Raw genomic sequence first — 25,612 nt, 5'->3', positions numbered from 1 at the left:
GCGCGGCCGGTAGCCGTGCGATCCCGTCCGCACGCCGGCGGACGGGGCGGCGGTGGCGGCGGACCTGCGGCCGGGCCCTCCCCACCAGCGCTGTGTGACGCTTCCTGGCCGATGCCGCATCCTTGGGGTTGTGGAGTTCCTCGGGGAACATTCGGTCGAGCGGAAGGGGAGGGCGCAGGCCATGACATCCGGCGCACCCGCTCAGAACGCTGGAGCACTCGCTCACGACGCCGACGACACACATACCGGCGCACCCGCTGATAACGCTTCGGTGCACAACTCGGGACGCGATGCATCGGAACGGACGGCACCAAGGCACCATGGTCCGATGCGCGAGGACGGGACGACGGTGATCGGTGCTCTGGTGCACCGTGCCGTCGACGGGGACGCGCAGGCCACCCACGACCTGCTGGCCCACGTGCACCCCCTCGCTCTGCGCTACTGCAGGTCACGGCTCAACCGGCTGCCCGGTGATGCCCGTCACTTCGTGGAGGACCTCGCGCAGGAGGTCTGCGTCGCGGTCCTGATGGCGCTGCCGCGCTACAAGGACACCGGCAGGCCCTTCGAGGCGTTCGTCTTCGCCATCGCGGGCCACAAGGTCGCCGACCTCCAGCGCGCCGCGATGCGGCACCCCGGATCGACGGCGGTGCCCTCCGACGAGATGCCGGAGCGGCCCGACGACTCGCTCGGCCCCGAGGAGCGGGCGCTGCTCAGCAGCGACGCGGCCTGGGCCAAGAAGCTTCTCGCCAATCTGCCGGAGAACCAGCGCGAGCTGCTGGTCCTCCGGGTCGCGGTCGGTCTGACCGCGGAGGAGACCGGGCAGATGCTCGGGATGTCCCCGGGCGCCGTCCGCGTCGCCCAGCACCGCGCGCTGAGCAGACTGCGGGCCCTCGCGGGCCAGTAGGACCGGTTCGCCGGGGCTTCCGTGATGTGGAGGAAGCCACAGAACCGCCAGGTGATCTTGCTCGTGGAATGAGACACCCCGTTGGGCCGTTAGCATGGACATCCGCACCGATCAAGGCCATTTGGGGAAGGTGTCATGACTGCAAACGTCGACGGAGTGCCCGAGAAATTCGCGACGCTCGGGCTGACATACGACGACGTGCTGCTGCTGCCGGGCGCATCTGACGTGCTGCCCAACGCGGTCGACACCTCGTCGCTCATCTCGCGGAACGTACGCGTGAACATCCCGCTGCTCTCCGCCGCGATGGACAAGGTGACCGAGGCCCGGATGGCCATCGCCATGGCCCGGCAGGGCGGTGTCGGTGTCCTGCACCGCAACCTCTCGGTCGAGGACCAGGTCAACCAGGTCGACCTGGTGAAGCGGTCCGAGTCCGGCATGGTGACCGACCCGATCACCGTGCACCCCGACGCCACGCTCGGCGAGGCCGACGCGCTCTGCGCGAAGTTCCGCATCAGCGGAGTGCCGGTCACCGACCCCGCGGGCAAGCTCCTCGGCATCGTGACCAACCGTGACATGGCCTTCGAGTCGGACCGTTCGCGTCAGGTGCGCGAGGTCATGACGCCGATGCCGCTGGTCACGGGCAAGGTCGGCATCTCCGGCGTGGAGGCCATGGAGCTGCTGCGCCGCCACAAGATCGAGAAGCTGCCACTGGTCGACGAGGCCGGCATCCTCAAGGGCCTCATCACCGTCAAGGACTTCAAGAAGGCCGAGCAGTACCCGAACGCCGCCAAGGACGCCGAAGGCCGTCTGCTGGTCGGCGCGGCCGTCGGCGCCAGCCCCGAGGCGCTGGACCGCGCGCAGGCGCTCGCGTCCGCCGGGGTCGACTTCCTGATCGTCGACACCTCGCACGGCCACAACAGCAACGCCCTCAACTGGATGGCGAAGATCAAGTCGGCCGTGGACGTCGACGTGATCGGCGGCAACGTCGCCACCCGCGACGGCGCCCAGGCCCTGATCGACGCCGGCGTGGACGGCGTCAAGGTCGGCGTCGGTCCCGGTTCGATCTGTACGACCCGTGTGGTCGCCGGCATCGGGGTCCCGCAGGTCACGGCGATCTACGAGGCCGCGCTGGCCGCCCGCGCGGCGGGCGTCCCGGTCATCGGCGACGGCGGCCTGCAGTACTCCGGCGACATCGGCAAGGCGCTGGTGGCCGGCGCGGACACGGTGATGCTCGGTTCGCTGCTCGCGGGCTGCGAGGAGTCCCCGGGTGAGCTGATGTTCATCAACGGCAAGCAGTTCAAGTCGTACCGCGGCATGGGTTCGCTGGGTGCGATGCAGTCCCGTGGACAGGGCCGTTCGTACTCGAAGGACCGCTACTTCCAGGCCGAGGTGTCCTCGGACGACAAGCTCGTCCCCGAGGGCATCGAGGGCCAGGTGCCCTACCGCGGCCCGCTGGCCAACGTGCTGCACCAGCTCGTCGGCGGTCTCCGCCAGACGATGGGGTACGTGGGCGCGGCCTCGGTCGACGAGATGGAGAGCAAGGGCCGCTTCGTCCGGATCACCTCGGCGGGTCTCAAGGAGAGCCACCCGCACGACATCCAGATGACGGTCGAGGCACCGAACTACAGCAGGAAGTAACACATCGGCGCAGGTGAGGGGCGGTCCGGGGTTCCCGGGACCGCCCTTAGCCCGACCGCGACACGGGGGGCGGCGTCGCGGGGCCGGTCACGCACATCTGCGGCGTTGTCGTCGGTCAACAACGCTCCGCGTTGCCTCCCTCCTCCGCCTTGCAGCTGCACGCACCCAGCCCCGCTCCTTCATCCGCCCCCCATGTCGCGGTCGGGTTCACCCATGTGTCGGGGATACTGGTCAGCGCAGACGTAGAGGGAAAGGCCACACATCGTGACTGAGATCGAGATCGGGCGCGGCAAGCGCGGCCGCCGGGCTTACGCATTCGACGACATCGCTGTCGTACCGAGCCGCCGCACCCGGGACCCGAAGGAGGTCTCGATCGCCTGGCAGATCGACGCCTACCGTTTCGAGCTGCCCTTCCTGGCCGCCCCCATGGACTCGGTGGTCTCCCCGCAGACCGCCATCCGCATCGGTGAGCTGGGTGGCCTCGGTGTCCTCAACCTCGAGGGGCTGTGGACCCGGCACGAGGACCCCCAGGCGCTCCTCGACGAGATCGCCGAGATGCCCGTCGAGACCGCCACCCCGCGGCTCCAGGAGATCTACTCCGCCCCCATCCAGGAGGAGCTGATCGGGCAGCGCATCAAGGAGGTGCGCGACTCCGGTGTCGTCACCGCCGCCGCGCTCTCGCCGCAGCGCACCGCGCAGTTCTCCAAGGCCGTGGTCGACGCGGGTGTGGACATCTTCGTCATTCGTGGTACGACGGTCTCCGCCGAGCACGTCTCCGGTGCCGCCGAGCCGCTCAACCTGAAGCAGTTCATCTACGAGCTGGACGTCCCGGTCATCGTCGGCGGCTGCGCCACGTACACCGCCGCCCTGCACCTGATGCGCACCGGCGCGGCCGGTGTCCTCGTCGGCTTCGGCGGCGGCGCGGCGCACACCACGCGCAACGTCTTCGGCATCCAGGTCCCGATGGCGACCGCGGTCGCCGATGTGGCCGGGGCCCGCCGTGACTACATGGACGAGTCCGGCGGCCGGTACGTCCACGTCATCGCGGACGGTGGCGTCGGCTGGTCCGGCGACATCCCCAAGGCCGTCGCCTGCGGCGCGGACGCCGTGATGATGGGCTCCCCGCTGGCCCGCGCCACAGACGCGCCCGGCCGCGGCCGGCACTGGGGCATGGAGGCCGTCCACGAGGACGTGCCGCGCGGCAAGCTGGTCGACCTGGGCTCCGTCGGCACGACGGAGGAGGTCCTCACCGGCCCCTCGCACAACCCCGACGGCTCGATGAACATCTTCGGCGCGCTGCGCCGGGCGATGGCCACCACGGGTTACAGCGACCTCAAGGAGTTCCAGCGCGTCGAGGTGACGGTGGCGGACTCGCAGCACCGCCGCTGATCCCCCACGCACCACGCACGACGGCCCGGACCAGGGAAATGGTCCGGGCCGTCGTGCGTGGTGCGAGGGCGTCAGCCGGCGCGCTTGGCGCCACCGAAGGCGGCCACCGGGCCCAGGAGGAGGAAGAGGTACGTCATGAAGTCGGCCTCCTCCTTCCAGATGTCCAGGACATCGCCGAAGTGGTCGAAGAACACCTCGGAGAAGCCGACGCCCAGACCGTCCGCGAGGATCATCGACATGCCGATGAGCTGGCCGAGGAAGACGGCGACCAGGGAGAAGACGGCACTCGCGCCGAGGACGGCCGGATTGGCGCCGCCGGCCTTGCTCGCGGCGAAGCCGACCAGGAAGCCGACGCCGATGGCCGCGTAGCCGACCTCACGCTCGATGGACCCGGCCAGAACCCCGTAGAGGATGGCCGCCACGATCGCGGCGCCCAGGGCTGCCAGCACACCGAGGCCGATGTTGTCGCGTGCGGCCTGCGGGGCGGGCGGGAAGGGACCTCCGGCGAACTGGCCCGGCTGCTGGCCCTGCTGGCCCGCGAAGGGGTTGCCCGTCGGCGCCGGCGGCTGCTGGCCGTAGGGGTTGCCGGGCTGCTGGCCCGCGTACGGGTTGCCGTCGGCCGGCTGGCCGCCGTAGGGCTGCTGCGGCGGGTTCGGCGGCTGCACGGGCTGGCTCATGGTGGATCTTCCCCCTGGGACGTTACGCGCACGACTGTGCGAGAAGTGACGCCGCAGGCTAGCAGTCCGGGCCGACATAGCCCACCGGAATCCTTGGGGGAACTGGCCTCGACGACGCTCCCTACAGCCGGTGCGCGGCTCCCGCCGGGGTCGCTCCCCGGGTGTCCAGGAGGAGTTGGGCCTTCACGGCGAGGCCCTGGAGGTCGTACGTGCGGTGGTGCTGGAGAAGCACCGTCAGATCGGCCCCGGCGGCGGCCTCGTAGAGCGAGTCGGCGCGGGGGACGGGCAGGTCGCGCACCCGCCAGTCCAGGACGTGCGGGTCGTGGTAGCCGATCTGGGCGCCCATGTCCATCAGCCGGGTCGCGATCTCCCGGGCGGGCGCGGCCTCCTGGTCGGCGAGGTCCGGCTTGTAGGTGATCCCCAGCAGCAGGACCCGGGCCCCCCGGACGGACTTGCCGTGCTCGTTCAGGAGGGTCGCGCAGCGCTGGATCACATAGCTCGGCATCCGGTCGTTGATCTCCTTGGCGAGCGAGACCATGCGCAGCGGGTGGCCGGGCGTACGGCTGTTGTACGGGAAGTAGCCGGGGTCCACGGGGACGCCGTGGCCGCCGACACCCGGCCCGGGGCGGAACGGCTCGAAGCCGAACGGCTTGGTCTCGGCGCACCTGATGACGTCCCAGAGGTCGACACCGAGATCGTGGCAGAGCACCGCCATCTCGTTGACCAGCGCGATGTTGACGTGCCGGAAGTTGGTTTCGAGGACCTTCGTCATCTCCGCCTCGCGCGGGCCGCGGGCCCGGACGACCTTGTCGGTGAGCCGCCCGTAGAAGGCGGCGGCCGATTCGGTGCAGGCGGGGGTGAGGCCACCGATGACCTTCGGGGTGTTGCCGTAGACGTGGGTGCGGTTGCCGGGGTCGAGACGGCCGGGGGAGTGGGCGAGGTGGAAGTCCCGTCCGGCGCGCAGCCCGGATCCCTCCTCCAGCAGGGGACGTACGACGTTCTCGGTGGTGCCGGGCGGCACGGCCGACTCCACCAGGACGGTGGTGTGCGGCCGCAGCCGGGCGGCGAGCGCCCGGGCGGCGTCCGTGACGGCGCGCAGGTCGAGGGCGCGGTCGGGCCCGAGGGGGGTGGGGGCGCAGATCGCGGCGGTGCGGACCCGGCCCAGCTCGGCCGGGTCGGCGGTGGGCCGGAAGCCGCCCGCGACCATCCGCCGGATGTCCGACGCGCTGAGGGATCCCTCGACCGGAGTACGGCCCGCGGAGAGTTCGGCGAAGGGGCGTGGGTCGGTGTCGTAGCCGACGGTGTGGATTCCCACGCCTACGGCTGCCTGGGCGAGGGGCAGGCCGAGGTGACCGAGTCCGATGACGGCGAGGTCTGCGGGCATGTGGGCCGTCCTTTCCCTAAGGCCAAGAGACAGAAAGCGCAACCGCTGGGGACAGCGCTATGTCAGACTAGGCGTAAATATGACCTATATGTCGCATTCTGTGGCTCGTGTGGGGCGGGTGTTGTCCACAGGCGGTGGCTGAAGTCGTGGACCGCGGACAGAATCGAGGGGTGGGCACGGGCGCCCGGCCCTCCGGCCGGTATCCGCTCACGTGCCGTACGACCCCCGATGCACCGGGATTACCGGGAGGCAGCAGTGAGGACAGCGACACTGGGACCCGCGGAGCGCGCCGAAGCGCTGACCGCGATGGCCGAGCGCGAACTGGACGTGCTGGTCGTGGGAGCGGGCGTGGTCGGCGCCGGGACCGTGCTGGACGCCGCCACCAGAGGCCTTTCGACCGGACTGGTCGAGGCGCGCGACTGGGCGTCCGGCACATCGAGCAGGTCGAGCAAGCTGATCCACGGCGGTCTGCGCTATCTGGAGATGCTGGACTTCGCGCTCGTACGGGAGGCGCTGAAGGAGCGCGGGCTGCTGCTGGAGCGGCTGGCGCCGCACCTGGTGAAGCCCGTCCCCTTCCTCTATCCGTTGCAGCACAAGGGCTGGGAGCGGCTCTACGCCGGCTCGGGCGTCGCGTTGTACGACGCGATGTCGGTCTCCTCCGGCCACGGCCGCGGGCTGCCCGTGCACCGGCACCTCTCCCGGCGCCACGCCCTCCGGGTCGCCCCCGCACTCAGGAAGGACGCCCTGGTCGGCGCCCTCCAGTACTACGACGCCCAGATGGACGACGCGCGCTATGTGGCGACCCTGGTGCGCACAGCCGCGGGTTACGGCGCGCACGTGGCGAACAGGGCGCGCGTGACCGGCTTCCTCCGCGAGGGGGAGCGGGTCGTCGGCGCGCGGGTGCAGGACGTCGAGGGTGGCGAGGAGTACGAGATCAGGGCCAAGCAGGTGGTCAACGCCACCGGGGTGTGGACGGACGACACCCAGGCGCTGATCGGCGAGCGCGGTCAGTTCCACGTCCGGGCGTCCAAGGGCATCCACCTCGTGGTGCCCAAGGACCGCATCCACTCCTCGACCGGACTCATCCTGCGCACCGAGAAGTCGGTGCTCTTCGTGATCCCATGGGGACGGCACTGGATCATCGGCACGACCGACACCGACTGGGACCTGGACAAGGCCCATCCGGCCGCCTCCAGCGCCGACATCGACTATCTCCTCGAACACGTGAACTCCGTGCTGAACACCCCGCTGGGCAGGGACGACGTCGAGGGGGTCTACGCGGGACTCCGGCCCCTGCTGGCCGGCGAGTCGGACGCCACGAGCAAGCTCTCGCGCGAACACACGGTGGCACACCCGGCGCCCGGGCTCGTCGTCGTCGCGGGCGGCAAGTACACGACGTACCGGGTGATGGCGAAGGACGCCGTCGACGAGGCCGTGCACGCGCTGGACCAGCGGGTGGCGGAGTGCGTCACGGAGGACATCCCGCTGCTGGGCGCCGAGGGGTACCGCGCCCTGTGGAACGCCCGCGCCAGGATGGCCGCCCGTACAGGACTGCACGTCGTCCGGGTCGAGCACCTGCTCAACCGGTACGGCTCGATGACCGAGGAGCTCCTGGAGCTCGTGAAGGGCGACTCCTCGCTGGGTGAGCCGCTGGCCGGTGCCGAGGACTACCTGCGGGCCGAGGTCGTCTACGCCGCCTCGCACGAGGGTGCCCGGCACCTCGACGACGTCCTGACGCGGCGCACCCGTATCTCCATCGAGACCTTCGACCGGGGCACCCGCTGCGCCCGCGAGTGCGCGGATCTGATGGCACCTGTGCTGGGCTGGGACACGGACCAGGTCGAGCGGGAGGTGGAGCACTACCGCAAGCGTGTGGAGGCGGAGCGGGAGTCCCAGCGGCAGCCCGACGACCTGACGGCGGACGCGGCACGGCTGGGGGCGCCGGACATCGTGCCTCGCTGAGGAGGTCTCAGAAACTGCGTCGGGACCCCCGTCCGGGGCCCGGCGTGGTCAGGCCGGTCCGTGGCGGGCAGGCCCGCGGTCCTGGCGCCGGCCGGCCGGTCCCGTCGCGGGGGCAGGGCCCGCGACGGATGTCGCGGGCCTCGGAGTCGCATTTCCCCTGACTCCGGGGGGTGTTGCGGGAGTGCGAAGCGCGGACGCGAGGGCGCCGCTCTCGACGGCGGACCGGGGGAGGGAGGACGATGCGGTCGTGAGGTGTGGTTCGCTTGGCAGGCTCGCGGTTCCGAGGGCGGGCGGAGTCAGCGCCGACGGGGCGGTGAGCGGTGCCCTGTATGTCGGCATGGCAGGGTTTTCTCCCTCCGGCCCCACCAGGGCCGCCCCGGACCCGGGGCCATGACCGGTCCCGGGGTGAGGGACAATGAACGCTCTGCCAGGGCGGGTTGATCGCAGAGGGGACGCATGTCGGAGGCGGAGCAGGCGCGGGAGCCCCAAGGGGACAAGGACGGACGTCTCCTCGCGGGGCGGTACCGGCTCGGGGAGGTGCTCGGCCGGGGCGGCATGGGCACGGTCTGGCGTGCTGCCGACGAGACGTTGGGGCGTACGGTCGCGGTCAAGGAACTGCGGTTCCCGTCGTCGATCGACGACGACGAGAAGCGGCGTCTCATCACGCGGACCCTGCGTGAGGCGAAGGCGATCGCGAGGATCCGCAACACCAGTGCCGTGACGGTCTACGACGTGGTCGACGAGGACGACCGGCCGTGGATCGTCATGGAACTCATCGAGGGCAAGTCCCTCGCCGAGGTGATCCGTGAGGACGGGACGCTGACGCCGAGGCGCGCGGCGGAGGTCGGACTCGCCATCCTCGACGTGCTGCGCTCGGCGCACCGCGAGGGCATCCTGCACCGCGACGTAAAGCCGTCCAACGTGCTGATCTCGGAGGACGGGCGGGTCGTCCTGACCGACTTCGGGATCGCGCAGGTCGAGGGCGACCCCTCGGTCACCTCCACGGGCATGCTCGTCGGCGCCCCTTCCTACATCTCGCCCGAGCGGGCCCGTGGCCACAAGCCGGGGCCGCCCGCCGACCTGTGGTCGCTGGGCGGGCTGCTGTACGCGAGCGTCGAAGGCCGCCCGCCGTACGACAAGGGCTCGGCGATCGCCACGCTGACGGCGGTGATGACGGAACCGGTCGAGCCGCCGGCGAACGCGGGCAAGCTGGAGGAGGTCATCTACGGCCTCCTCGCCAGGGACCCCGACGAGCGCCTGGACGACGCGGGGGCGCGCGTCCTGCTCAACGCGGTGATCAACGCTCCGGAAGAGCCCGTCGTGCCGCCGGCGGACTCCACCCAGGTCATGGCGCTGCCCACGATCAGCGACACCAAGAGCGACAAGAGTGCCAGGAGCGACTCCAAGGGCGGCGGCAAGAAGGCCGCCGCTGCCGCCGCCGCTGCTGCCGCCGCCGTGTCCACCCCCGCAGTCGGGGTCGGAGGACCCGGGACCTCCACCGGCTCCGGGAGACCGGACGCCGGCGGACCGGCCCCCGCGAGCCAGGTTTCCGGCTCCCCGTCCACCCCCTCTTCCTCCTCCGCGACCACTCCGGTCGGTGTCTCCGGGATCGCCGAGGGTGCGCGGGACCGGCTGCGCGGCGCCTTGCGGTCCGTGCGCAACGCGAAGTCCCCGGCGGCCGGCACCGCCGTTCCCCCGGCGCCCTCGCACGCTCCGGGCGCGGCCGCCACGGCCTCGGTCTCCGGGCGTCCGGCCGTGCCCCGTGCGTCGATCACCGATGTCGTGCCGCGCCGCACGCTGGCGGTCATCGCCGGCGTCGTCGTGCTCGCCGTCCTCGGTACGGTGCTGGCGCTCACCCTCGGTGAGGACGACGCGGGCAACGAAGGCGGCGGCTCCAAGGGCGACACCGCCGCGTCCGCCGGTGCGGCGGGCGGTGGCGACACCGAGGCCGGCTCCGGCGGAGGCTCGGGCAAGGGCGACGACAACGGGCAGGACGGCGGTAAGGAAGGCCAGGGTCAGGACAAGGGCGAGGCGACCGGCGACGCCTCACCCTCACCCTCGCCGGAGACCGGCGAGCAGACCCCGGACCCGGACGCGCTGCCGGCCGGCTTCAAGACGGTCACCAACGAGCAGTTCCACTTCTCCATGGCGATGCCGGGGAACTTCAAGTTCGACAAGATAGCGGGACAGAACTCCGGCGCCATCTACAACGCCGACGGTGGTTTCCCCCGCGTCCAGATCGACTACAACTCCTCCCCGAAGGACGACGCGGCGGCCGCCTGGGCCGGGGCGGTCGCGGCGACCAAGAGCCTCAGCAACGGCTACAAGCACATCGGGATAAAGAAGGTCGACTACAACGGCTACCCGACGGTCGCCGACTGGGAGTTCTCACGTGACCAGCAGGGCATGCGGATCAGGGTCCTCAACCGGGGCTTCAAGGTCGACGCCACCCACGGCTACTCGATCATGATCAGCTGCAAGGCGGACACCTGGGACGACGACGAGTGCCGGACGCTGCGCGAGACGGCGTTCGCCACGTTCGAGCCGACCGACTGACCGACCGACTGGCCGCCCGGGCGACGGCCCGGGCGGCCGGGTTGCCGTGACACGGCCGCGCGCCCTCGACTTGCCACGTATTGTGAGAGGCCGAAGACCGTACGCAGCCGGAATGAAGGGTCAATTGCACAGCAAGTGACCGCAATTGACGGATTCATGCGGTCTCGGTGACCGGGGGACAGCGCGCTCTGGGGAGGCGTCGTGGACGACTACGCGGGTCGGGTACTTGCCGACCGCTACCGCCTTCCGCTGCCCCCGTCCGACGCCTTCGAGCTGGTCGAGACGCGGGCCTTCGACACGTACAGCGGGCAGGAAGTCCTGGTGCGGCAGGTGCCGTTGCCGGAGGTCGTGGACGCGGAAGTGCTCGACGCCGACGGTCTGACCTCCGCCAGGCGGGCCACCGGACGTACGGTGCGACGGCCCACCGACCCGGCGGTCCGGCGGGCGATCGAGGCCGCGCAGGCGGCGGCCCAGGTGCCCGACCACCCGCGCCTGGACCAGGTCTTCGACGTGTTCGCCGAGGCGGGATCGCTCTGGATAGTGAGCGAGCTGGTGGCCGCCCGGCCGCTCGCCGCGCTCCTCGCGGAGCGGCCCCTCAACCCCTACCGTGCCGCCGAGATCGGCTCCGACGTGCTCACGGCGTTGAGGGTGCTGCACGCGCACGGCTGGACGCACCGCAACATCACGGTCCGCACGGTGCTGGTCTGCGACGACGGCCGCGTCGTGCTGACCGGACTCGCCGCAGGCGCGGCCGAGGAGGCGCTGTGCGGCTACGTTCCGACGCCTGGCACGGACCCTGACGAGGAGAACGCCTACGGGCCGCCGGCGGTCGAATCGGGCCCCACCGGCCCGTACGAACCCCCTGCCGCCGAGGCGGACCCGTACGAGGGCCGGGCCATCGAGTCCGGCACGTACGACCCCCCGGTCGCCGGGGCGGACCCGTACGAGCCCCCGGCAGTCGAGTCCGGTCCGTACGAGGACCGGGCCATCGAGTCCGGCCTGTACGAACCCTCGGTCGCCGAGGCCGGTCCGTACGAGCCCCCCGCAGTCGGGCCCGGTCCGTATGAGTCCCCGGCAGTCGGGCCCGGTCCGTACGAGTCCCCGACCGCCTTCGGGTCGGCCGCTGCCCTGCCCCGCCCCGACGAGCCGTCCGCCCCGGAGGAGGCCCTGCCCGGCCCCCGGGAGTCCACCGAGGGAGTGCCGGCCCCCGGACCCCGCGGCGAGGTCGAGGTGGCGCCGCCCGCCGGCCTGCCCGCGGCGGAGCCCGGCGCCGGGAGCTCCGCGCAGCTCCGCGCCGCCCGTGCCGGCGCCATCGCCGCCTACCGCGCGGGGGCCCGCGCCGCCGCCCGGGCGGGCGAGGACCGCAAGCGCGCAGGGCACGGCCGCGACGACGGCCCCGGTGAGGGCCCCGACGCGGATGAGCGGGAGCAGCCCGTCGTGCCTCCCGCGCTCGGACTGCCGCAGCTGCCCGCCGCCTGGGGCCGGACGGCGGACGACCCGTACGCCTACGCCTACGAGGAGGACGAGGACGACGAGGACGACGACGAGGGCCCCGGTCCCACGCCCCCCGGGCGGCGCGTCCACCTCGCCGGCACGTGGGGCGACGGCCCCGGCTCCGGCCGGCCCGTGCCCGCGGGCGGCTCCGGAGGATCGGGCGGCTCCGGCGAGGACGCGCTGCGCGCCGACGCGCGGCGTCTCGGCAGCGCCGTGGAACGCCAGGACCGGCTGCCACAGCCGGTGGCCGCCCGTACGCCCTCCGGAGGATGGGACGAGGTCGTCGCCGGAAGCGGCTCCACCCCCGCCTACCGGGGCCCGGCCACCCCCCTCGCCGCCGAACGCGCCCGGCAGGCCCGCATCGCCGTGGTCGGCGCCGTCACCGAGCGGTGGGCACCCGAGCAGGCGGGACCGGTCCACGACAACTGGCAGCTCGCCCCGCCCATCGGCCCCTCCACCGACCTGTGGGCGCTCGGCGCGCTGCTCTACCGCGCCGTGCAGGGCCACGCGCCGTATCCGGAGGAGAACGCCGCCGAACTCGTCCAGATGGTGTGCGGAGAGCCGCCCGCCTTCGCGGAGGAGTGCGGCCCGCTGCGCCCCGTCGTCGAGTCGCTGCTGCGTCAGGACCCCACGGAGCGGCCCGACTTCGAGGAGCTGCGCGGCTGGCTGCGCTCCCTCGTGCGCTCGGCTCCGGAGCCCGAGGCCGGCGCCGACATCGTCACGCTGCCGCCCGCCGACGCCACCCGCCTCCCGGTCGTACGCCGCCGGGGCGAGCTGGTGCGCCGCCGCCGGGGCCGCGGAGGCGCGGCGCACGGCCGCCACCGCCAGGGGAAGCCGCAGCGCCGCGAGCAGCCACAGGCGTACGAGCAGCAGGAGGTGTACGAGAAGCCGCCACGTGCGCCCCGCGAACCCAAGGGGCCCAAGGTGCTGCGCCAGCCGCAGCCGGGCGCCCGGGCACCGCGACGGCTGGGACGGCTGCTGCTGGTGCTGATCCTGCTGCTGATGGCGGCCGCCATCGCCTACGCCGTGCTGTTCATGCCCGAATCGGATTCAGGGACGGATACGGGCGCGTCGCCCTCGGGTTCCGCCGCGCCGGGCCCGGGCAACAGCCCGTCCGGAGGCGCGACGCCGTCCGGCGGCCCGTCGCAATCGGCTTCGTCGGGCTCATCGGGCTCGTCGGGCTCGGAGAAGCCGCAGACCAGCCGCTCCGCCGTGGCGCTCGCGGAGGGCTACGAGCTGCGCAAGGACGCCGAGGGCTTCGAGATCGGCGTCCCGAAGGGCTGGCAGCGCGGTGCGACCGGCACCGACCGTCAGATCCGTTACGGCAGCGACGGGTTCACGGTCCTCGTCGTGCCCGGCCGGGACACCGTCAAGGCCAACGGGAGCGACCCGCTGGACTACCAGCGCACCGCGGAGCCCGAGCTGAAGCCCTTCAGGGAGTCCAGCTGGGCCACGTCCACCGGCCTGCGCCGCGTCGACATCGGCCGACAGGCCATGGCGGAGGGGCAGTTCACCTGGCAGGAGGGTGACGGCCGGCAGGTGTACGTCCGCAACCTGGTCATGATCGTGGACGGCAGGTACCACATCGTCCAGGTCATCGGCCCGGAGAACGAGCGCGACAAGGTCTCGGAGATCTACGAGCAGGCCATGTCCACCTATCGCGCAGGGTCCTGACGCCGCGTCGGCCCGGAGCGACATGCGTCACAGTGCGGTCTCGTGAGCGATGCGAGGTTTCCCGGTACCACCTCCCGTCCGTACCCTGTCGTCCCGAGGGACGGGGCGAACAGACGTGGAACACGCGCAGGGCACGAACGCGGGGCTCGTACTGGCCGGAAGGTACCGGCTCGGTGAGGTCCTGGGCCGAGGCGGCATGGGCAAGGTGTGGCGCGCCCAGGACGAAGTGCTCCACCGGACGGTCGCCGTCAAGGAGTTGACCGCCGGACTGTACGTCGCCGAGGCGGACCGGGCCGTGCTGCACGCCCGTACGCAGAAGGAAGCGCGCGCGGCGGCCCGGATCACGCACCCGGGGGTCGTCACCGTGCACGACGTCCTCGAGTACGACGACCGCCCCTGGATCGTCATGCAGTACGTCGACGGGCCCTCGCTCGCCGACGCGACGAAGGAGTCGGGTGAGGTCGATCCGCGCGAGGCGGCCAGGATCGGGCTCCATGTGCTGAGCGCCCTGCGGGCGGCCCACGGCGCGGGTGTTCTCCACCGTGATGTGAAACCGGCCAACGTCCTGCTCGCCCGGGACGGCCAGGTCCTGCTGACGGACTTCGGGATAGCCGCGATCGAGGGCGACTCCACCATCACCAGGACCGGTGAACTGGTGGGCTCCATCGACTACCTGGCCCCCGAACGGGTACGCGGCGGCGACCCCGGCCCCGCGTCCGACCTCTGGTCGCTGGGCGCCACGCTCTACACGGCCGTCGAGGGCAGCTCGCCCTTCCGGCGTACGTCCCCCATCTCCACCATGCAGGCCGTCGTCACCGAGGAGCCGCCCCCGCCGCTGCGCGGTGGCGCGCTGGCACCCGTGATCACCGCGCTGCTGCGCAAGGACCCCGCGGACCGTCCCACGGCCGAGGAGGCCGAGCGCATGCTGCTGGACGCGATGGAGGGGCGGAGGCCCCGGGCCGCGCAGGCGCACGTGCCGACCCAGCGGGTCTCCGAGGACGACCTGCGCGACTTCCTCGGCCCGGAGGGCTCCACCGCCCAGCTCTCCCCGCCGCCGCCCGTGCCCCCGCCGCCGTACACCGTGCCGTCCGCCGCCCCGCGCGGCCGGGGCCGCCGGCGCACGGTCCTGCTCGTCATCGCGGTGGCCGCCCTGATCGGCGGGGCCGCCGGACTGGTCGCGATGAAGGCGGACAGCGGCGGCGCTGCCACGGGAGGCACGTCGGACGTGAGCACCCCCGGCCCGGCCCCCACCCCTTCCGCCGACGACGCGGCCGACCACGCGGCCGGCACGGGGGACGGCAAGGAGGTCGGCGGGGAGGACGGCTCCGCCCGGCCGGAGATACCCGACGGCTGGAAGAAGGTCACCGACCCCGAGGGCTTCAGCCTCGTCGTGCCCGAGGGCTGGGAGCGGCAGCTGAACGCCGGCCAGATCGACTACACCCCGGACAACGGCGCGCACCGCATCCGGATCAGCCTCGATCCGGAGCCCGACTTCAGCAACTCGTACGCGCACATGCAGAGCATCGAGAAGGACCTGGCGGTGCGCCTGCCCGCGTACCGGCGCGTGTCGCTGGAGGAGAACATCTTCCGCGACCGGCCCGGCTCCCTCTGGGAGTTCACCTGGGTCGAGTCCAAGGACTTCCCCGGCCCGCGCCACGGCATCGACCAGATGTACTTCGCCGAGGAGGGCGGGCCGGAGTACGCCTTCTACATGACGGGGCCCGAGGGGGACTGGGCCGAGACCCGAAAGCTCTTCGACACGATGCTCCGGGGCTGGGAACCGCCGGAGGGCACGGGCTGAGGGCGCTCGCCCCCGTACGGGCCACGCGGAGGCGGCCGAGCGGCCGGGGATTCACGAATCCTGACGGCCGATCCTCCCCGAGGACGACGGATCGCCCCTGATCAGCGGTTATGCCGCCAGTGATCACTGGCCGGATGGCGGGTCGGGGCGCGGGTCTCTGGCGGGCTCTGTGAAAACCTGTTACCCACGGGTACCCAAAGTGGGCGGGTGGACATACTCTCGCCCTCATGACGGACTCGCAGGCCTCCACGACCACCGCCGCCCCCGGCAGCCGCGTCGGCACCAATCCGGTGGCCGCCGCCCCGGCCGGCGCGCGCACCGCCGCCGACGTGGTCACACCCGAGGTGATCGCCCAGCTGACCCGTGACGTCATCGGTTCCGGCCGTACGGCCAACCACACCCCCTTCACCGGGGAGAAGCTGGCCGACCTGCCCGAGTCCACCCCCGAGGACGTCGCCACCGCCTTCGACCGCGCCCGGGCCGCCCAGCCGGCCTGGGCCGCGACGCCGGTCCGCGCCAGGGCCGCCGTGCTGCTCCGCTTCCACGACCTGGTGCTACAGCGCCAGTCCGAGGTACTCGACCTCATCCAGCTGGAGACGGGCAAAGCCAGGCTGCACGCCCACGAGGAGGTCCAGGCCGTCGCCGTCGCGGCCAGGCACTACGGGCGCAAGGCCGTCTCCTACCTCAAGCCGAAGCGGCACACCGGAGTCGTCCCGGCCCTCACCAAGGTCACCGAACTGCGTCAGCCGCGCGGTGTCGTCGGCCAGATCGCACCCTGGAACTACCCGCTCGAACTCTCCGTCGGCGACGCGCTCCCCGCCTTCGTCTCCGGCAACGCCGTCGTGATGAAGCCCGACACGGAGACCGCGCTGACCGCCCTGTGGGCCCGTGACCTCCTGATCGAGGCGGGACTGCCCGCCGAGGTGTTCCAGGTCGTCATCGGTGAGGGACCGGTCGTCGGCCCCGAGGTCGTCAGCCGCGCCGACTACGTCTCCTTCACCGGCTCCACCCGCACCGGCCGCGAGGTCGCCCAGGGCGCCGCCGCCAGGCTCGTCGGCGTCTCCCTCGAACTCGGCGGCAAGAACGCCATGCTGGTCCTGGCGGACGCCGACGTGGAGAAGGCCGCCGCGGGCGCCGTCCGCGCCTGCTTCTCCTCCGCGGGGCAGCTCTGCATCTCCATCGAGCGGCTCTACGTCCACGAGTCGGTCGCCGACGACTTCGTGGAGCGCTTCGCCGCCCGCACGAAGGCCATGCGGCTCGGCAGCTCACTCGCGTACGGCGCCGACATGGGCTCCCTCGTCGGCGAGCGGCAGCTGGAGACCGTCAGCCGTCATGTGGCCCAAGCCGTCGAGAAGGGCGCCACGCTCGTCGCGGGCGGCGTCGCCCGCCCCGACATCGGCCCGCTGTTCTACGAACCGACGATCCTCGACGGAGTCGAGGCGCCGATGGCCGTCTGCGGCGAGGAGACCTTCGGACCGGTCGTCTCGGTCTACCGCTTCAGCGACGACGACGAAGCCGTGGCCCTCGCCAACGCCACTCCGTACGGGCTCAACTCCAGTGTCTGGACGAAGAACGCCGGACGCGGCCACCGCGTCGCCGCGCGGCTGCGGACCGGCACCGTCAACATCAACGAGGGGTACGCGCCCGCGTACGGCAGCGTCCAGTCGCCCATGGGCGGCATGAAGGACTCCGGACTCGGCCGGCGGCACGGCTCCGAGGGCATCCTGAAGTACACCGAGGCGCAGACGGTCGCCCAGCAGCGGCTGATGCCCCTCGCACCGGCCTTCGGGATGGACGACGAGAAGTACGCCGCCTTCATGAGCCGCAGCCTCAAGGCGATGAAGGCCTTCCGGCTGCGCTGACCCCCTCAGCCGTCCCCTATCTGCCCTTTTCGTACCGAGGAGAGCCATGTCCCAGGACAGCCCTGCCCAGAATCAGGCCGCACCGGCCGTTCCGGCGGCGGACGACGACGCGTACAACTACGACGTCCTCGTCGTCGGCTCGGGCTTCGGCGGCGCGGTCTCGGCCCTGCGGCTGAGCGAGAAGGGCTACCGGGTCGGTGTCCTGGAGGCCGGCCGCCGCTTCACACGCGCGACTCTGCCCAAGAACTCCTGGGACATCAAGAACTACCTGTGGGCGCCCGCGCTCGGCCTGTTCGGCATCCAGCGGGTGCATCTGCTGGGCAAGGTGATGGTGCTGGCCGGGGCGGGCGTCGGCGGCGGCTCCCTCAACTACGCCAACACCCTGTACGTGCCGCCCGCGCCGTTCTTCGAGGACCGCCAGTGGGCGGACATCACCGACTGGAAGGACGAGCTGGCGCCGTACTACGACCAGGCGAAGCGGATGCTCGGGGTGCGGCTCAACCCGACCGTGACCCCGGCGGACGTCCACCTCAAGTCCGTGGCCGAGTCCATGGGCGTCGGCGACACCTTCCACCTCGCCCCGGTCGGCGTCTTCTTCGGCGACGGCCAGGACGCCGACGGCACGGCGCGCACGAAGCCCGGCGGGAAGACACCCGACCCCTACTTCGGTGGTGCGGGCCCCGACCGCACGGCCTGCTCCCAGTGCGGCGAGTGCATGACGGGCTGCCGGCACGGCGCGAAGAACACCCTCAACGAGAACTACCTCCACCTGGCGCAGAAGGCAGGGGCCGTCATCCACCCGATGACCTCCGTCGTCGCGGTCACCGACAGCCCGGACGGCGGCTACCGCGTCTCGACCGTGCCCACGCACCGGCGCCGCAAGGCGGAACCGTCCGTGCTGCGGGCCCGGAAGGTGGTCATCGCGGCGGGCACGTACGGCACCCAGACGCTGCTGCACACCATGAAGGACGAGGGGCTGCTGCCCCGGCTCTCCTCCCGGCTCGGCGAGCTGACCCGCACCAACTCCGAAGGCCTGGTGGGGGCGCAGACCAGCGACCGCCGCTACCGCAGGAAGCACGGAACCGCCAAGGCCGACTTCACCCAGGGCGTCGCCATCACCTCGTCGATCCACCCGGACGAGAACACCCACATCGAGCCGGTGCGTTACGGCAAGGGATCCAACGCCATGGGCGCGCTGACCATCCTCCAGGTGCCCTACAGCACCCACCGGGTGCTGAGCTGGTTCGGCAACGTCGCCAGGCACCCGGTGCTCACGATGCGGTCGCTGTCCAACCGGCGCTGGTCGGAGCGGACCATCATCGGCCTCGTCATGCAGTCGCTGGACAACTCCCTGACCGCGTACCGCAAGCCCGGCGGCGTCGGAAAGGGCCTGCTCACCGCCCGCCAGGGCCACGGCTCACCCAACCCGACGCAGATAGCCGAGGCCACCCAGGGCGCGACGCTGCTCGCCCAGGAGATCAACGGCTTCGCGGGATCGAACATAGGGGAGCTGATGGGCACCCCGCTCACCGCGCACTTCCTCGGCGGCTGCCCGATCGGAGCGAGCCCGCAGGAGGGCGTCATCGACCCGTACCACCGGCTCTACGGTCACCCCGGCATCTCCGTGGTCGACGGCTCCGCGGTCTCCGCCAACCTGGGCGTCAACCCCTCGCTGACCATCACGGCCCAGGCGGAGCGCGCGATGTCCTTCTGGCCCAACAAGGGCGAGACGGACCCGCGCCCGGCGCAGGACACGGCGTACGTACGGCTCGCCGCCGTCGAGCCCAAGGCGCCCGCCGTGCCGGAAGAGGCGTTCGGCGCGCTGAAGCTGCCGTTCCTGGGAATTCCGGCCGTGCCGCCGAAGAAGGCCGCGTCGGACGCCTGACCCCGGGAACGCCAAGGGGCTGCACCCCCCTCCGAGTGCAGCCCCTTCGCGGTCCTACGGGCGACGCGCCTTACGCGGCGGCGTCACCGTTCCTGCGGCGCCGCACGACGAACATCGCACCGGCACCCAGCACCACGGCCGCGCCACCCGCGAGGGCGATCGCCGACGTGCTGGAGGGCGAACCGGTCTCGGCGAGGCTGCCGGTGACCTTGGTGGTGTCGCCGGCCGGCTTCGTGGTGGGAACGGGGACCTTGCCGCCCTCCTGGGGCTTCGCGCCGTCGTCGTCACCGGCCTTGACGATCTGGAACTTGTAGGCGACGTCCGTGAAGCACGGAACGGCCTCCAGCTCCTCACCGAAGACGAGCCCGCCGCCGAGGCTGAAGCCGGCACCCACCGGGGCACTGGCCTCCACCTTGAGGCGCAGGTCGATGTCGACCTCGTAACCGGGCTTGATCTCGTCGGTCTCGCCGACGTAACCGGACGACGTGCCGAGGTCCTCCAGGTCCTCCCAGGTGCCCTCCGCCTCGTTGAGAGCCTGGAGCCGGACCTGCTCGGTCGTGAAGAGCTGCGCGCCCGCCTTGTCGGCGGCGGCGCCCGCGAAGAACGCGACGTTCTTCACGGTCCTGTCCGAGTCGTTGTAGACGTTGAAGCTGAACCGGTCCCAGCCGCTGCCCCGGACGATCTTGCCGGAGAGGCCGTTGATGGAGAGTTCGAGCGGACGCGGCTCGCAGCTGTCGAGCGGCTCGTCCCCCTCCTCCTCGTCGGTCTCCGAAGCGGAGGGCGTCGGCTTCGCGGACGCCGTCTCCGACTCGGTGGCGGTCGGCGTCGGGGAGGCCGTCCCGGGCGTGGTCCCCTCGGAGGACTCCGTGGCCGACGGCGTCGCGGACGGCGAGGCGGACTCGGTGTCCTCGGCGGTCGCCGTCGGGGACGGCGACTCGCTCTCCGTCTCGGCCGGTGTGGCCGAGGGGCTCTCGGTCGTCGTGGTCCCGGCCTCCGCGAAGGCGGCCGGTGCCGAGAGCAGGACGACCGGGCCTATGACTGCGGTGGCGGCAGCGAGTGCCAGGGTGCGGCGGAGCTTCATCTTGGGCCTCAGCGGGTCCGTGGTACCGCGCGGGCTGCGGTACGGCTGGTAGGAAAGAACGGGCCTGCCGTTGTGGGGTACGGAACGAGCCGGTGTGTTCGCCATGCATGACCTGCGAGGTGGGACAACGGTTGTCCTGGGTTTCACAGAATCTTTATGTGGTCCACGCCACACCCACGCCACACCCCCGCGCCGTCCTCAAACCGTGATCTTGGCCCGAGCAACCGTTCGCATCGCTGCGTGGTCGAACCCGTGCTGCGTCACAGCAGTCACACAGCTCCGCCGATCCCCAGAGGTTCGCGATGACACGCCTTTCCCCGAGAACAGCGCTGCGCCGAACGGCAGGCGGCCTCGCCGCCGCCGGGCTGCTCGCCGCCGGTTCGCTCGCCGTGGCCGCCCCCGCGCAGGCGGACGGCCCGGTCTTCACGCTCGGCGGCCCCGCCGAGACCGCCCTGCACCCCTACCCGGAGACCGGGAGCCCGCAGAAGTCCTCACTCGGACTCACCGTCCACAACCCGGACCCGGACGAGGAGAGCATGGGTTACGAGGGAGAGGTGACGTACACCCTCGACCTCAGCGGCATCGCGGGCGTCGCCGAGCTCTCCCCCGCCGAGGACACCGGATCGGACTGCGAGATCACCGGATCCACGGCCGTCTGCCAGGACTGGGGCGTCTACGCGGGCCTCAGCTCCATCGCCGACTTCGACCTCGCCGCGGCGAAGGGAAGCAAGGACGGCGCCACCGGCACCATCGAGGTGACCGGCTCGGCGGAAGGGGTCACCTTCACACCCTTCTCGGCGAAGGTGACCGTCGGCGGCCCCGACCTCGTCATGAAGCGGCTCCCCTTCAAGCAGGAGCTGAAGCCGGGAGACGTACAGCCCGCCCCGATCACCTTCACCAACAAGGGCACCACGGCCGCCGACGGCGTCCTGCTGACCCTGAGGTACTCGCGCGGGATGGAGATCACCGAGCGCTACTCCAACTGCGAGTACAACGGCGAGGCCGGGGACGACCCGTTCGAGGGGTACGCCTGGGCCACCGCCCTTTGTTCGGTCGAGGGTTCCTACGAGCCTGGCGCGACCTACACCCTGGCGGATCCGCTGTCCGTCAAGGCCACCGAGCGGGCGTTCTACGACACCCTCATCTACCGCATCAACGAGGACAGCTCCGCCCAGCGCTCCGCACAGCGCGCGGGCGCGGACTTCACCCGGGGCACCGGCCCCGCACTGACCCTGAAGAGGGTCACCTCCTCGGCCAGGGGCGCGGACCTCAACCCCTGGGACAACCAGCAGGAGGCCGATTTCCGTACGGACAACACCGCGAACTTCGTCGCCGTGGGCGGCAAGGCCGACGGCGCCGTGGGGGAGACCGTCACCGCGGACATCGGCTTCCGCAACGACGGACCGGCCTGGATCGGCTACATCCGGTCCGGCGAGCCCGTCGCCGCATTCGACTTCACCGTGCCCAAGGGGGCCGAGGTCACCCGCAAGCCCGAGTCCTGCCGGGGCGTGACGGCGGACGGCAAGTACCGCGAGGACCAGGACCGCGCACCCCGCTACGTCTGCAACACCTCGATGACCGTGCGCGACGGGGCCGACGTCTCGCTGCCCTTCGACCTGAAGATCACCGAGCTGGTCCCGAACGCCGACGGCGCGGTCCGGATCCGCAACACGTGGCTGAGCGAACCCGAGCTGCCCTTCGACCCGAAGCCGGCCGACAACACCGCACGACTGGTGCTCAACGACGACGGCTCCGGTTCCGAGGACACCGGCGGGAGCTCGGACGGCACCACCGGAACGGGCGGGGCCTCCGAGGGCTCCGCCGGCGGTGACACGGCCGGCCAGGACCCGACGCCCGGCACCTCGTCGTCCGGTTCGGGTTCGAGCGGGAGCAGTGGCTCGTCCGGCACCGCGTCGACGAGCACGGACGGCGGCCTCGCCTCCACCGGCTCGGTCGCGCTGATGGCCTCCGGTGCGGCAGCGACAGCGCTGGCCGCGGGCGGCGTGCTGTACGCGACGAACCGGCGCCGCGCCCGGCAGGTCTGAGACCGCCGCTCACGACGGTCCGTAGGCGGCCGGTCCCGGGCGTCCCCGGAACCGGCCGCACATGGGTGACCGGGCTGCTGTCCCCTGCCGCCCGGTCACACGCGCCGGATCGTGGTCCCACGACGTACCTGGGGTACGCCACACGTCCCGGCGGAGCCACGCGTGGATTCCTACCGCTGCCGCCCCTGGCTGGCACGGACACACGGATCAACGAAGCCGTCCGGGGCCCGGTCACGCGCCGTACGGGTGAGACCCGGACCGAACGCGGGTGCGGCCGTACAGCCTCCCGGCGCCCGTGCCCCTCAGACCCGGCCGCGGCACAGCTCCAGCAGCGTCATGGCGAGGGCTGTGCCCGGCTTGCCCAGGGCATCGCTGTAGTGGCCGAGGACGTCCATCTCCCGGGAGAGGTTCACCCGGCGGCCCCCGGACGTGATCCTCGCCTCCTGGATGACGGCCGAGACGGCCATCCGTTCCTGGACGAGGCCGATGATCCGGTCGTCCAGCGCGTCGATGCGGGTACGGGCGCCCCCGATCAGGGAGGCGGCCTCGTCGGTGTGCGCGCCGGTCCGCTCGGCGGCCGTCTTCGTGGATGTGGTGCTGGTCATCTGTGACTCCCGGTGGGCCGAGGGCCCGGAGCGACAGGTCCGGAACGCCAGAACGCCCCGGGCCTGTCGGCCCGGGGCGCCTTGGAGAAGTTGCTTGTCAGTTGCTCAAGCAGCACGACCATGGCAGCCGGCGGGCCGGGTGCCATAGGTAAAGACGAAGATCGTGTGCTGAAGCATGGAGCCAGTATGGACCCCGCCCTGGCCGGGGTCCACGCCGGGCCCGGATGGTGAGACGGGAGCCCGGCGGGGTCGTGTCCCACGGCCGGTAGAATTGGGAGGACCGACCCCCTCTCCACCGCCGGAAGGCCGCCCCCGTGCCAGCAGCACCCCCCGCCGCCGCCGACATCACCACCGACGTGGTCCTCGTCGTCGACTTCGGCGCCCAGTACGCCCAGCTCATCGCCCGCCGTGTCCGCGAGGCGCGGGTCTACAGCGAGGTCGTCCCGTCCACCATGCCGGTGGCCGAGATGCTGGCCAAGAACCCCCGGGCGATCATTCTGTCCGGCGGACCGTCCTCGGTGTACGCGGAGGACGCGCCCAGCCTCGACCGTTCGCTCTTCGAGGCCGGGGTTCCGGTCTTCGGCATGTGCTACGGCTTCCAGGCCATGGCCACCGCCCTCGGCGGCACGGTCGACGACAACGGCGCCCGCGAGTACGGCCGCACCCCGCTCACCGTCTCCAAGGCCGGCTCCACCCTCTTCGAGGGCACGCCCACCGAGCAGTCGGTCTGGATGTCCCACGGCGACGCCTGCTCCGCCGCCCCCGAGGGCTTCACCGTGACCGCGTCCACCGACGTCGTCCCGGTCGCCGCCTTCGAGAACGACGAGAAGAAGCTTTACGGCGTCCAGTACCACCCGGAGGTCATGCACACGACCTACGGCCAGCAGGTCCTGGAGCACTTCCTCTACCGGGGCGCGGGCATCGAGCCGACCTGGACGACCACCAACGTCGTCGAGGAGCAGATCGCCCTGATCCGCGAGCAGGTCGGCGACAAGCGCGCCATCTGCGGCCTCTCCGGAGGCGTGGACTCCGCGGTCGCCGCCGCCCTCGTGCAGAAGGCCATCGGCTCCCAGCTCACCTGCGTGTACGTCGACCACGGTCTGATGCGCAAGGGCGAGACCGAGCAGGTCGAGAAGGACTTTGTGGCCGCGACCGGCGCGAAGCTGAAGGTCGTCGACGCGGAGAAGCGCTTCCTCGACGCCCTGGCCGGTGTGTCCGACCCGGAGCAGAAGCGGAAGATCATCGGCCGCGAGTTCATCCGCGTCTTCGAGCAGGCGCAGCTGGAGATCCTCCAGGAGGACGGCCCCGAGGTCGCCTTCCTCGTCCAGGGCACCCTCTACCCGGACGTCGTCGAGTCCGGCGGCGGCACCGGCACCGCCAACATCAAGTCCCACCACAACGTGGGCGGGCTTCCCGACGACATCGAGTTCCAGCTCGTCGAGCCGCTGCGTCAGCTGTTCAAGGACGAGGTCCGGATGGTCGGCCAGGAGCTCGGCCTGCCGGAGGAGATCGTCCAGCGCCAGCCGTTCCCGGGCCCCGGCCTCGGGATCCGTATCGTCGGTGACGTCACCAAGGAGCGGCTCGACCTGCTGCGCGAGGCCGATGCCATCGCCCGCGAGGAGCTCACGGCGGCCGGCCTGGACCGCGACATCTGGCAGTGCCCCGTGGTCCTGCTCGCGGACGTCCGCAGCGTCGGTGTCCAGGGCGACGGCCGTACGTACGGCCACCCGATCGTGCTGCGTCCGGTCTCCTCCGAGGACGCCATGACGGCCGACTGGTCGCGCCTGCCGTACGAGACGCTGGCGAAGATCTCCACCCGCATCACCAACGAGGTCGCCGACGTGAACCGCGTGGTGCTCGACGTGACGAGCAAGCCGCCGGGGACGATCGAGTGGGAGTAGCACTCCCCGCAGGGTCAATGCCGATGCCGTCGCTCATTCGTTTGGGCGGCGGCATCGTCGTATCGGATGGGTACGCTGGCCGAGGAGACGAGACTCTGCCCCATGGGAGCAATCATGAGTGCCGCACCCGACGATGAAGTGACCGAGCACTACCACTACCCAGTGCCCCCGCCCCAGGGCTGGGTGGCGGAGGACCTCGATCGGCTTCCGGACCTGCCGCGGCACACCGAGCTGATCGACGGGGGTCTTATCTTCATGAGTCCGCAGACCAGGTTTCACATGCGGACCATGCGTCTGCTGGAGAACTCCCTCCTCGACCAGGCACCGGACGAACTCGATGTATTTCGTGAGTTCAGCGTCAAGCTGGACAGCCGGAACCGGCCCGAGCCGGACGTGCTCGTGGTCTCGTCGGACGCGGATACAGGCCCCAAGGAGACGTGTCTCCGACCGGAAGACGTCCTTCTGGCGGTGGAGGTCGTCTCGGAGGAGTCCGCGGTCAGGGACAGGGATGTCAAACCCCGGAAGTACGCCGCCGCCGGCGTCCTGCACTTCTGGCGGGTCGAGCAGGGTGCCGACGGTCTGCCCGTCGTGTACGTCTACGAACTCGATCCGACTCTCAGGGCGTATACCGCGACGGGGATTTACCACAACACCCTCAAAGTCGACGTGCCCTTTTCCTTCGACATCGACCTCACCGCGATCCACCGGCGGCGGACCCGCTAATTCGGTGGCATCGTTCCTTCGCCGGTGGCAT

The 25,612-nt window shown here is 71.5% G+C and carries 16 protein-coding genes; 12 read left to right on the top strand and 4 right to left on the bottom strand.

Going from position 1 to position 25,612, the window contains the following annotated elements; genetic code table 11:
- Positions 1-328 precede the first annotated feature (328 nt).
- From AB0P41_RS26735 to AB0P41_RS26725, 3 genes are all read left to right on the top strand, one after another.
- Positions 329-904 (top strand): sigma-70 family RNA polymerase sigma factor, encoded by a 576-nt coding sequence (locus tag AB0P41_RS26735; RefSeq protein WP_030123887.1) that lies wholly within the window; start codon positions 329-331, stop codon positions 902-904.
- A 135-nt stretch (positions 905-1,039) separates the two neighbouring features.
- Positions 1,040-2,542 (top strand): IMP dehydrogenase, encoded by a 1,503-nt coding sequence (gene guaB / locus AB0P41_RS26730; protein WP_356714232.1) that lies wholly within the window; start codon positions 1,040-1,042, stop codon positions 2,540-2,542.
- A 264-nt stretch (positions 2,543-2,806) separates the two neighbouring features.
- Positions 2,807-3,931 (top strand): GuaB3 family IMP dehydrogenase-related protein, encoded by a 1,125-nt coding sequence (locus AB0P41_RS26725; RefSeq protein WP_365934571.1) that lies wholly within the window; start codon positions 2,807-2,809, stop codon positions 3,929-3,931.
- A gap of 71 nt (positions 3,932-4,002) precedes the next feature.
- Here the strand turns inward: AB0P41_RS26725 and AB0P41_RS26720 are convergent, their stop codons facing one another.
- Positions 4,003-4,608, bottom strand: a complete 606-nt coding sequence (locus tag AB0P41_RS26720; RefSeq protein WP_356714234.1) for a hypothetical protein — start codon at positions 4,606-4,608, stop codon at positions 4,003-4,005.
- A 121-nt stretch (positions 4,609-4,729) separates the two neighbouring features.
- Positions 4,730-5,992 (bottom strand): nucleotide sugar dehydrogenase, encoded by a 1,263-nt coding sequence (locus AB0P41_RS26715; RefSeq protein WP_356714235.1) that lies wholly within the window; start codon positions 5,990-5,992, stop codon positions 4,730-4,732.
- 255 nt (positions 5,993-6,247) lie between these two features.
- Here AB0P41_RS26715 and AB0P41_RS26710 point away from each other — a divergent pair, with 255 nt between their 5' ends.
- From AB0P41_RS26710 to AB0P41_RS26685, 6 genes are all read left to right on the top strand, one after another.
- Positions 6,248-7,954: a glycerol-3-phosphate dehydrogenase/oxidase gene (locus tag AB0P41_RS26710; protein WP_356714236.1), complete on the top strand. Its 1,707-nt coding sequence runs from the start codon at positions 6,248-6,250 to the stop codon at positions 7,952-7,954.
- A 456-nt stretch (positions 7,955-8,410) separates the two neighbouring features.
- Positions 8,411-10,510, top strand: a complete 2,100-nt coding sequence (locus tag AB0P41_RS26705) for a serine/threonine-protein kinase (protein ID WP_365934568.1) — start codon at positions 8,411-8,413, stop codon at positions 10,508-10,510.
- 201 nt (positions 10,511-10,711) lie between these two features.
- Complete coding sequence (locus AB0P41_RS26700; protein WP_365934566.1) at positions 10,712-13,678, top strand: protein kinase; 2,967 nt, start codon at positions 10,712-10,714, stop codon at positions 13,676-13,678.
- A 115-nt stretch (positions 13,679-13,793) separates the two neighbouring features.
- Complete coding sequence (locus AB0P41_RS26695; RefSeq protein WP_365934564.1) at positions 13,794-15,479, top strand: serine/threonine-protein kinase; 1,686 nt, start codon at positions 13,794-13,796, stop codon at positions 15,477-15,479.
- Between the two features lie 227 nt (positions 15,480-15,706).
- The gene (locus tag AB0P41_RS26690; protein ID WP_365934562.1) at positions 15,707-17,341 is read left to right on the top strand and encodes a succinic semialdehyde dehydrogenase; all 1,635 of its coding nucleotides are present in this window, start codon (positions 15,707-15,709) and stop codon (positions 17,339-17,341) included.
- A gap of 46 nt (positions 17,342-17,387) precedes the next feature.
- Complete coding sequence (locus tag AB0P41_RS26685; RefSeq protein WP_365934561.1) at positions 17,388-19,226, top strand: GMC family oxidoreductase; 1,839 nt, start codon at positions 17,388-17,390, stop codon at positions 19,224-19,226.
- 70 nt (positions 19,227-19,296) lie between these two features.
- On the opposite strand, the gene AB0P41_RS26680 is transcribed toward AB0P41_RS26685, so the two are convergent.
- On the bottom strand, positions 19,297-20,307 hold the full coding sequence (locus AB0P41_RS26680; RefSeq protein WP_365934676.1) for an LAETG motif-containing sortase-dependent surface protein: 1,011 nt from the start codon (positions 20,305-20,307) through the stop codon (positions 19,297-19,299).
- 302 nt (positions 20,308-20,609) lie between these two features.
- Here AB0P41_RS26680 and AB0P41_RS26675 point away from each other — a divergent pair, with 302 nt between their 5' ends.
- Complete coding sequence (locus AB0P41_RS26675; protein ID WP_365934559.1) at positions 20,610-22,352, top strand: peptidase; 1,743 nt, start codon at positions 20,610-20,612, stop codon at positions 22,350-22,352.
- Between the two features lie 302 nt (positions 22,353-22,654).
- Here AB0P41_RS26675 and AB0P41_RS26670 read toward each other — a convergent pair whose 3' ends face one another.
- Positions 22,655-22,957 carry a chorismate mutase gene (locus tag AB0P41_RS26670; RefSeq protein ID WP_365934557.1) on the bottom strand — a complete coding sequence of 101 codons (303 nt, stop codon included), beginning with the start codon at positions 22,955-22,957 and terminating at the stop codon, positions 22,655-22,657.
- A 314-nt stretch (positions 22,958-23,271) separates the two neighbouring features.
- Here AB0P41_RS26670 and guaA point away from each other — a divergent pair, with 314 nt between their 5' ends.
- Positions 23,272-24,858, top strand: coding sequence for a glutamine-hydrolyzing GMP synthase (guaA, locus tag AB0P41_RS26665; RefSeq protein WP_356714244.1), 1,587 nt, complete (start codon positions 23,272-23,274; stop codon positions 24,856-24,858).
- Positions 24,859-24,972: 114 nt separating this feature from the next.
- A complete protein-coding gene (locus AB0P41_RS26660) occupies positions 24,973-25,581 on the top strand; it encodes a Uma2 family endonuclease (protein ID WP_365934675.1) in 609 nt (202 codons plus the stop codon).
- The last annotated feature ends 31 nt before the right edge of the window (positions 25,582-25,612 follow it).

The sequence above is a fragment of the Streptomyces sp. NPDC079167 genome (assembly GCF_040686735.1).
Lineage (GTDB): Bacteria > Actinomycetota > Actinomycetes > Streptomycetales > Streptomycetaceae > Streptomyces.
Note: the sequence above shows the minus strand (reverse complement) of the source record. Positions and strands in the feature narration are given on the sequence as shown.

Bases quoted from the DNA above. Each gene is read 5' to 3' on its own strand.
- AB0P41_RS26735 (WP_030123887.1), top strand. From the start codon at position 329: ATGCGCGAGGACGGGACGACGGTGATCGGTGCTCTGGTGCACCGTGCC.
- guaB (WP_356714232.1), top strand. From the start codon at position 1,040: ATGACTGCAAACGTCGACGGAGTGCCCGAGAAATTCGCGACGCTCGGG.
- AB0P41_RS26720 (WP_356714234.1), bottom strand. From the start codon at position 4,608: ATGAGCCAGCCCGTGCAGCCGCCGAACCCGCCGCAGCAGCCCTACGGC.
- AB0P41_RS26715 (WP_356714235.1), bottom strand. From the start codon at position 5,992: ATGCCCGCAGACCTCGCCGTCATCGGACTCGGTCACCTCGGCCTGCCC.
- AB0P41_RS26705 (WP_365934568.1), top strand. From the start codon at position 8,411: ATGTCGGAGGCGGAGCAGGCGCGGGAGCCCCAAGGGGACAAGGACGGA.
- AB0P41_RS26690 (WP_365934562.1), top strand. From the start codon at position 15,707: ATGACGGACTCGCAGGCCTCCACGACCACCGCCGCCCCCGGCAGCCGC.
- AB0P41_RS26685 (WP_365934561.1), top strand. From the start codon at position 17,388: ATGTCCCAGGACAGCCCTGCCCAGAATCAGGCCGCACCGGCCGTTCCG.
- AB0P41_RS26680 (WP_365934676.1), bottom strand. From the start codon at position 20,307: ATGAAGCTCCGCCGCACCCTGGCACTCGCTGCCGCCACCGCAGTCATA.
- AB0P41_RS26675 (WP_365934559.1), top strand. From the start codon at position 20,610: ATGACACGCCTTTCCCCGAGAACAGCGCTGCGCCGAACGGCAGGCGGC.
- AB0P41_RS26670 (WP_365934557.1), bottom strand. From the start codon at position 22,957: ATGACCAGCACCACATCCACGAAGACGGCCGCCGAGCGGACCGGCGCG.
- AB0P41_RS26660 (WP_365934675.1), top strand. From the start codon at position 24,973: ATGAGTGCCGCACCCGACGATGAAGTGACCGAGCACTACCACTACCCA.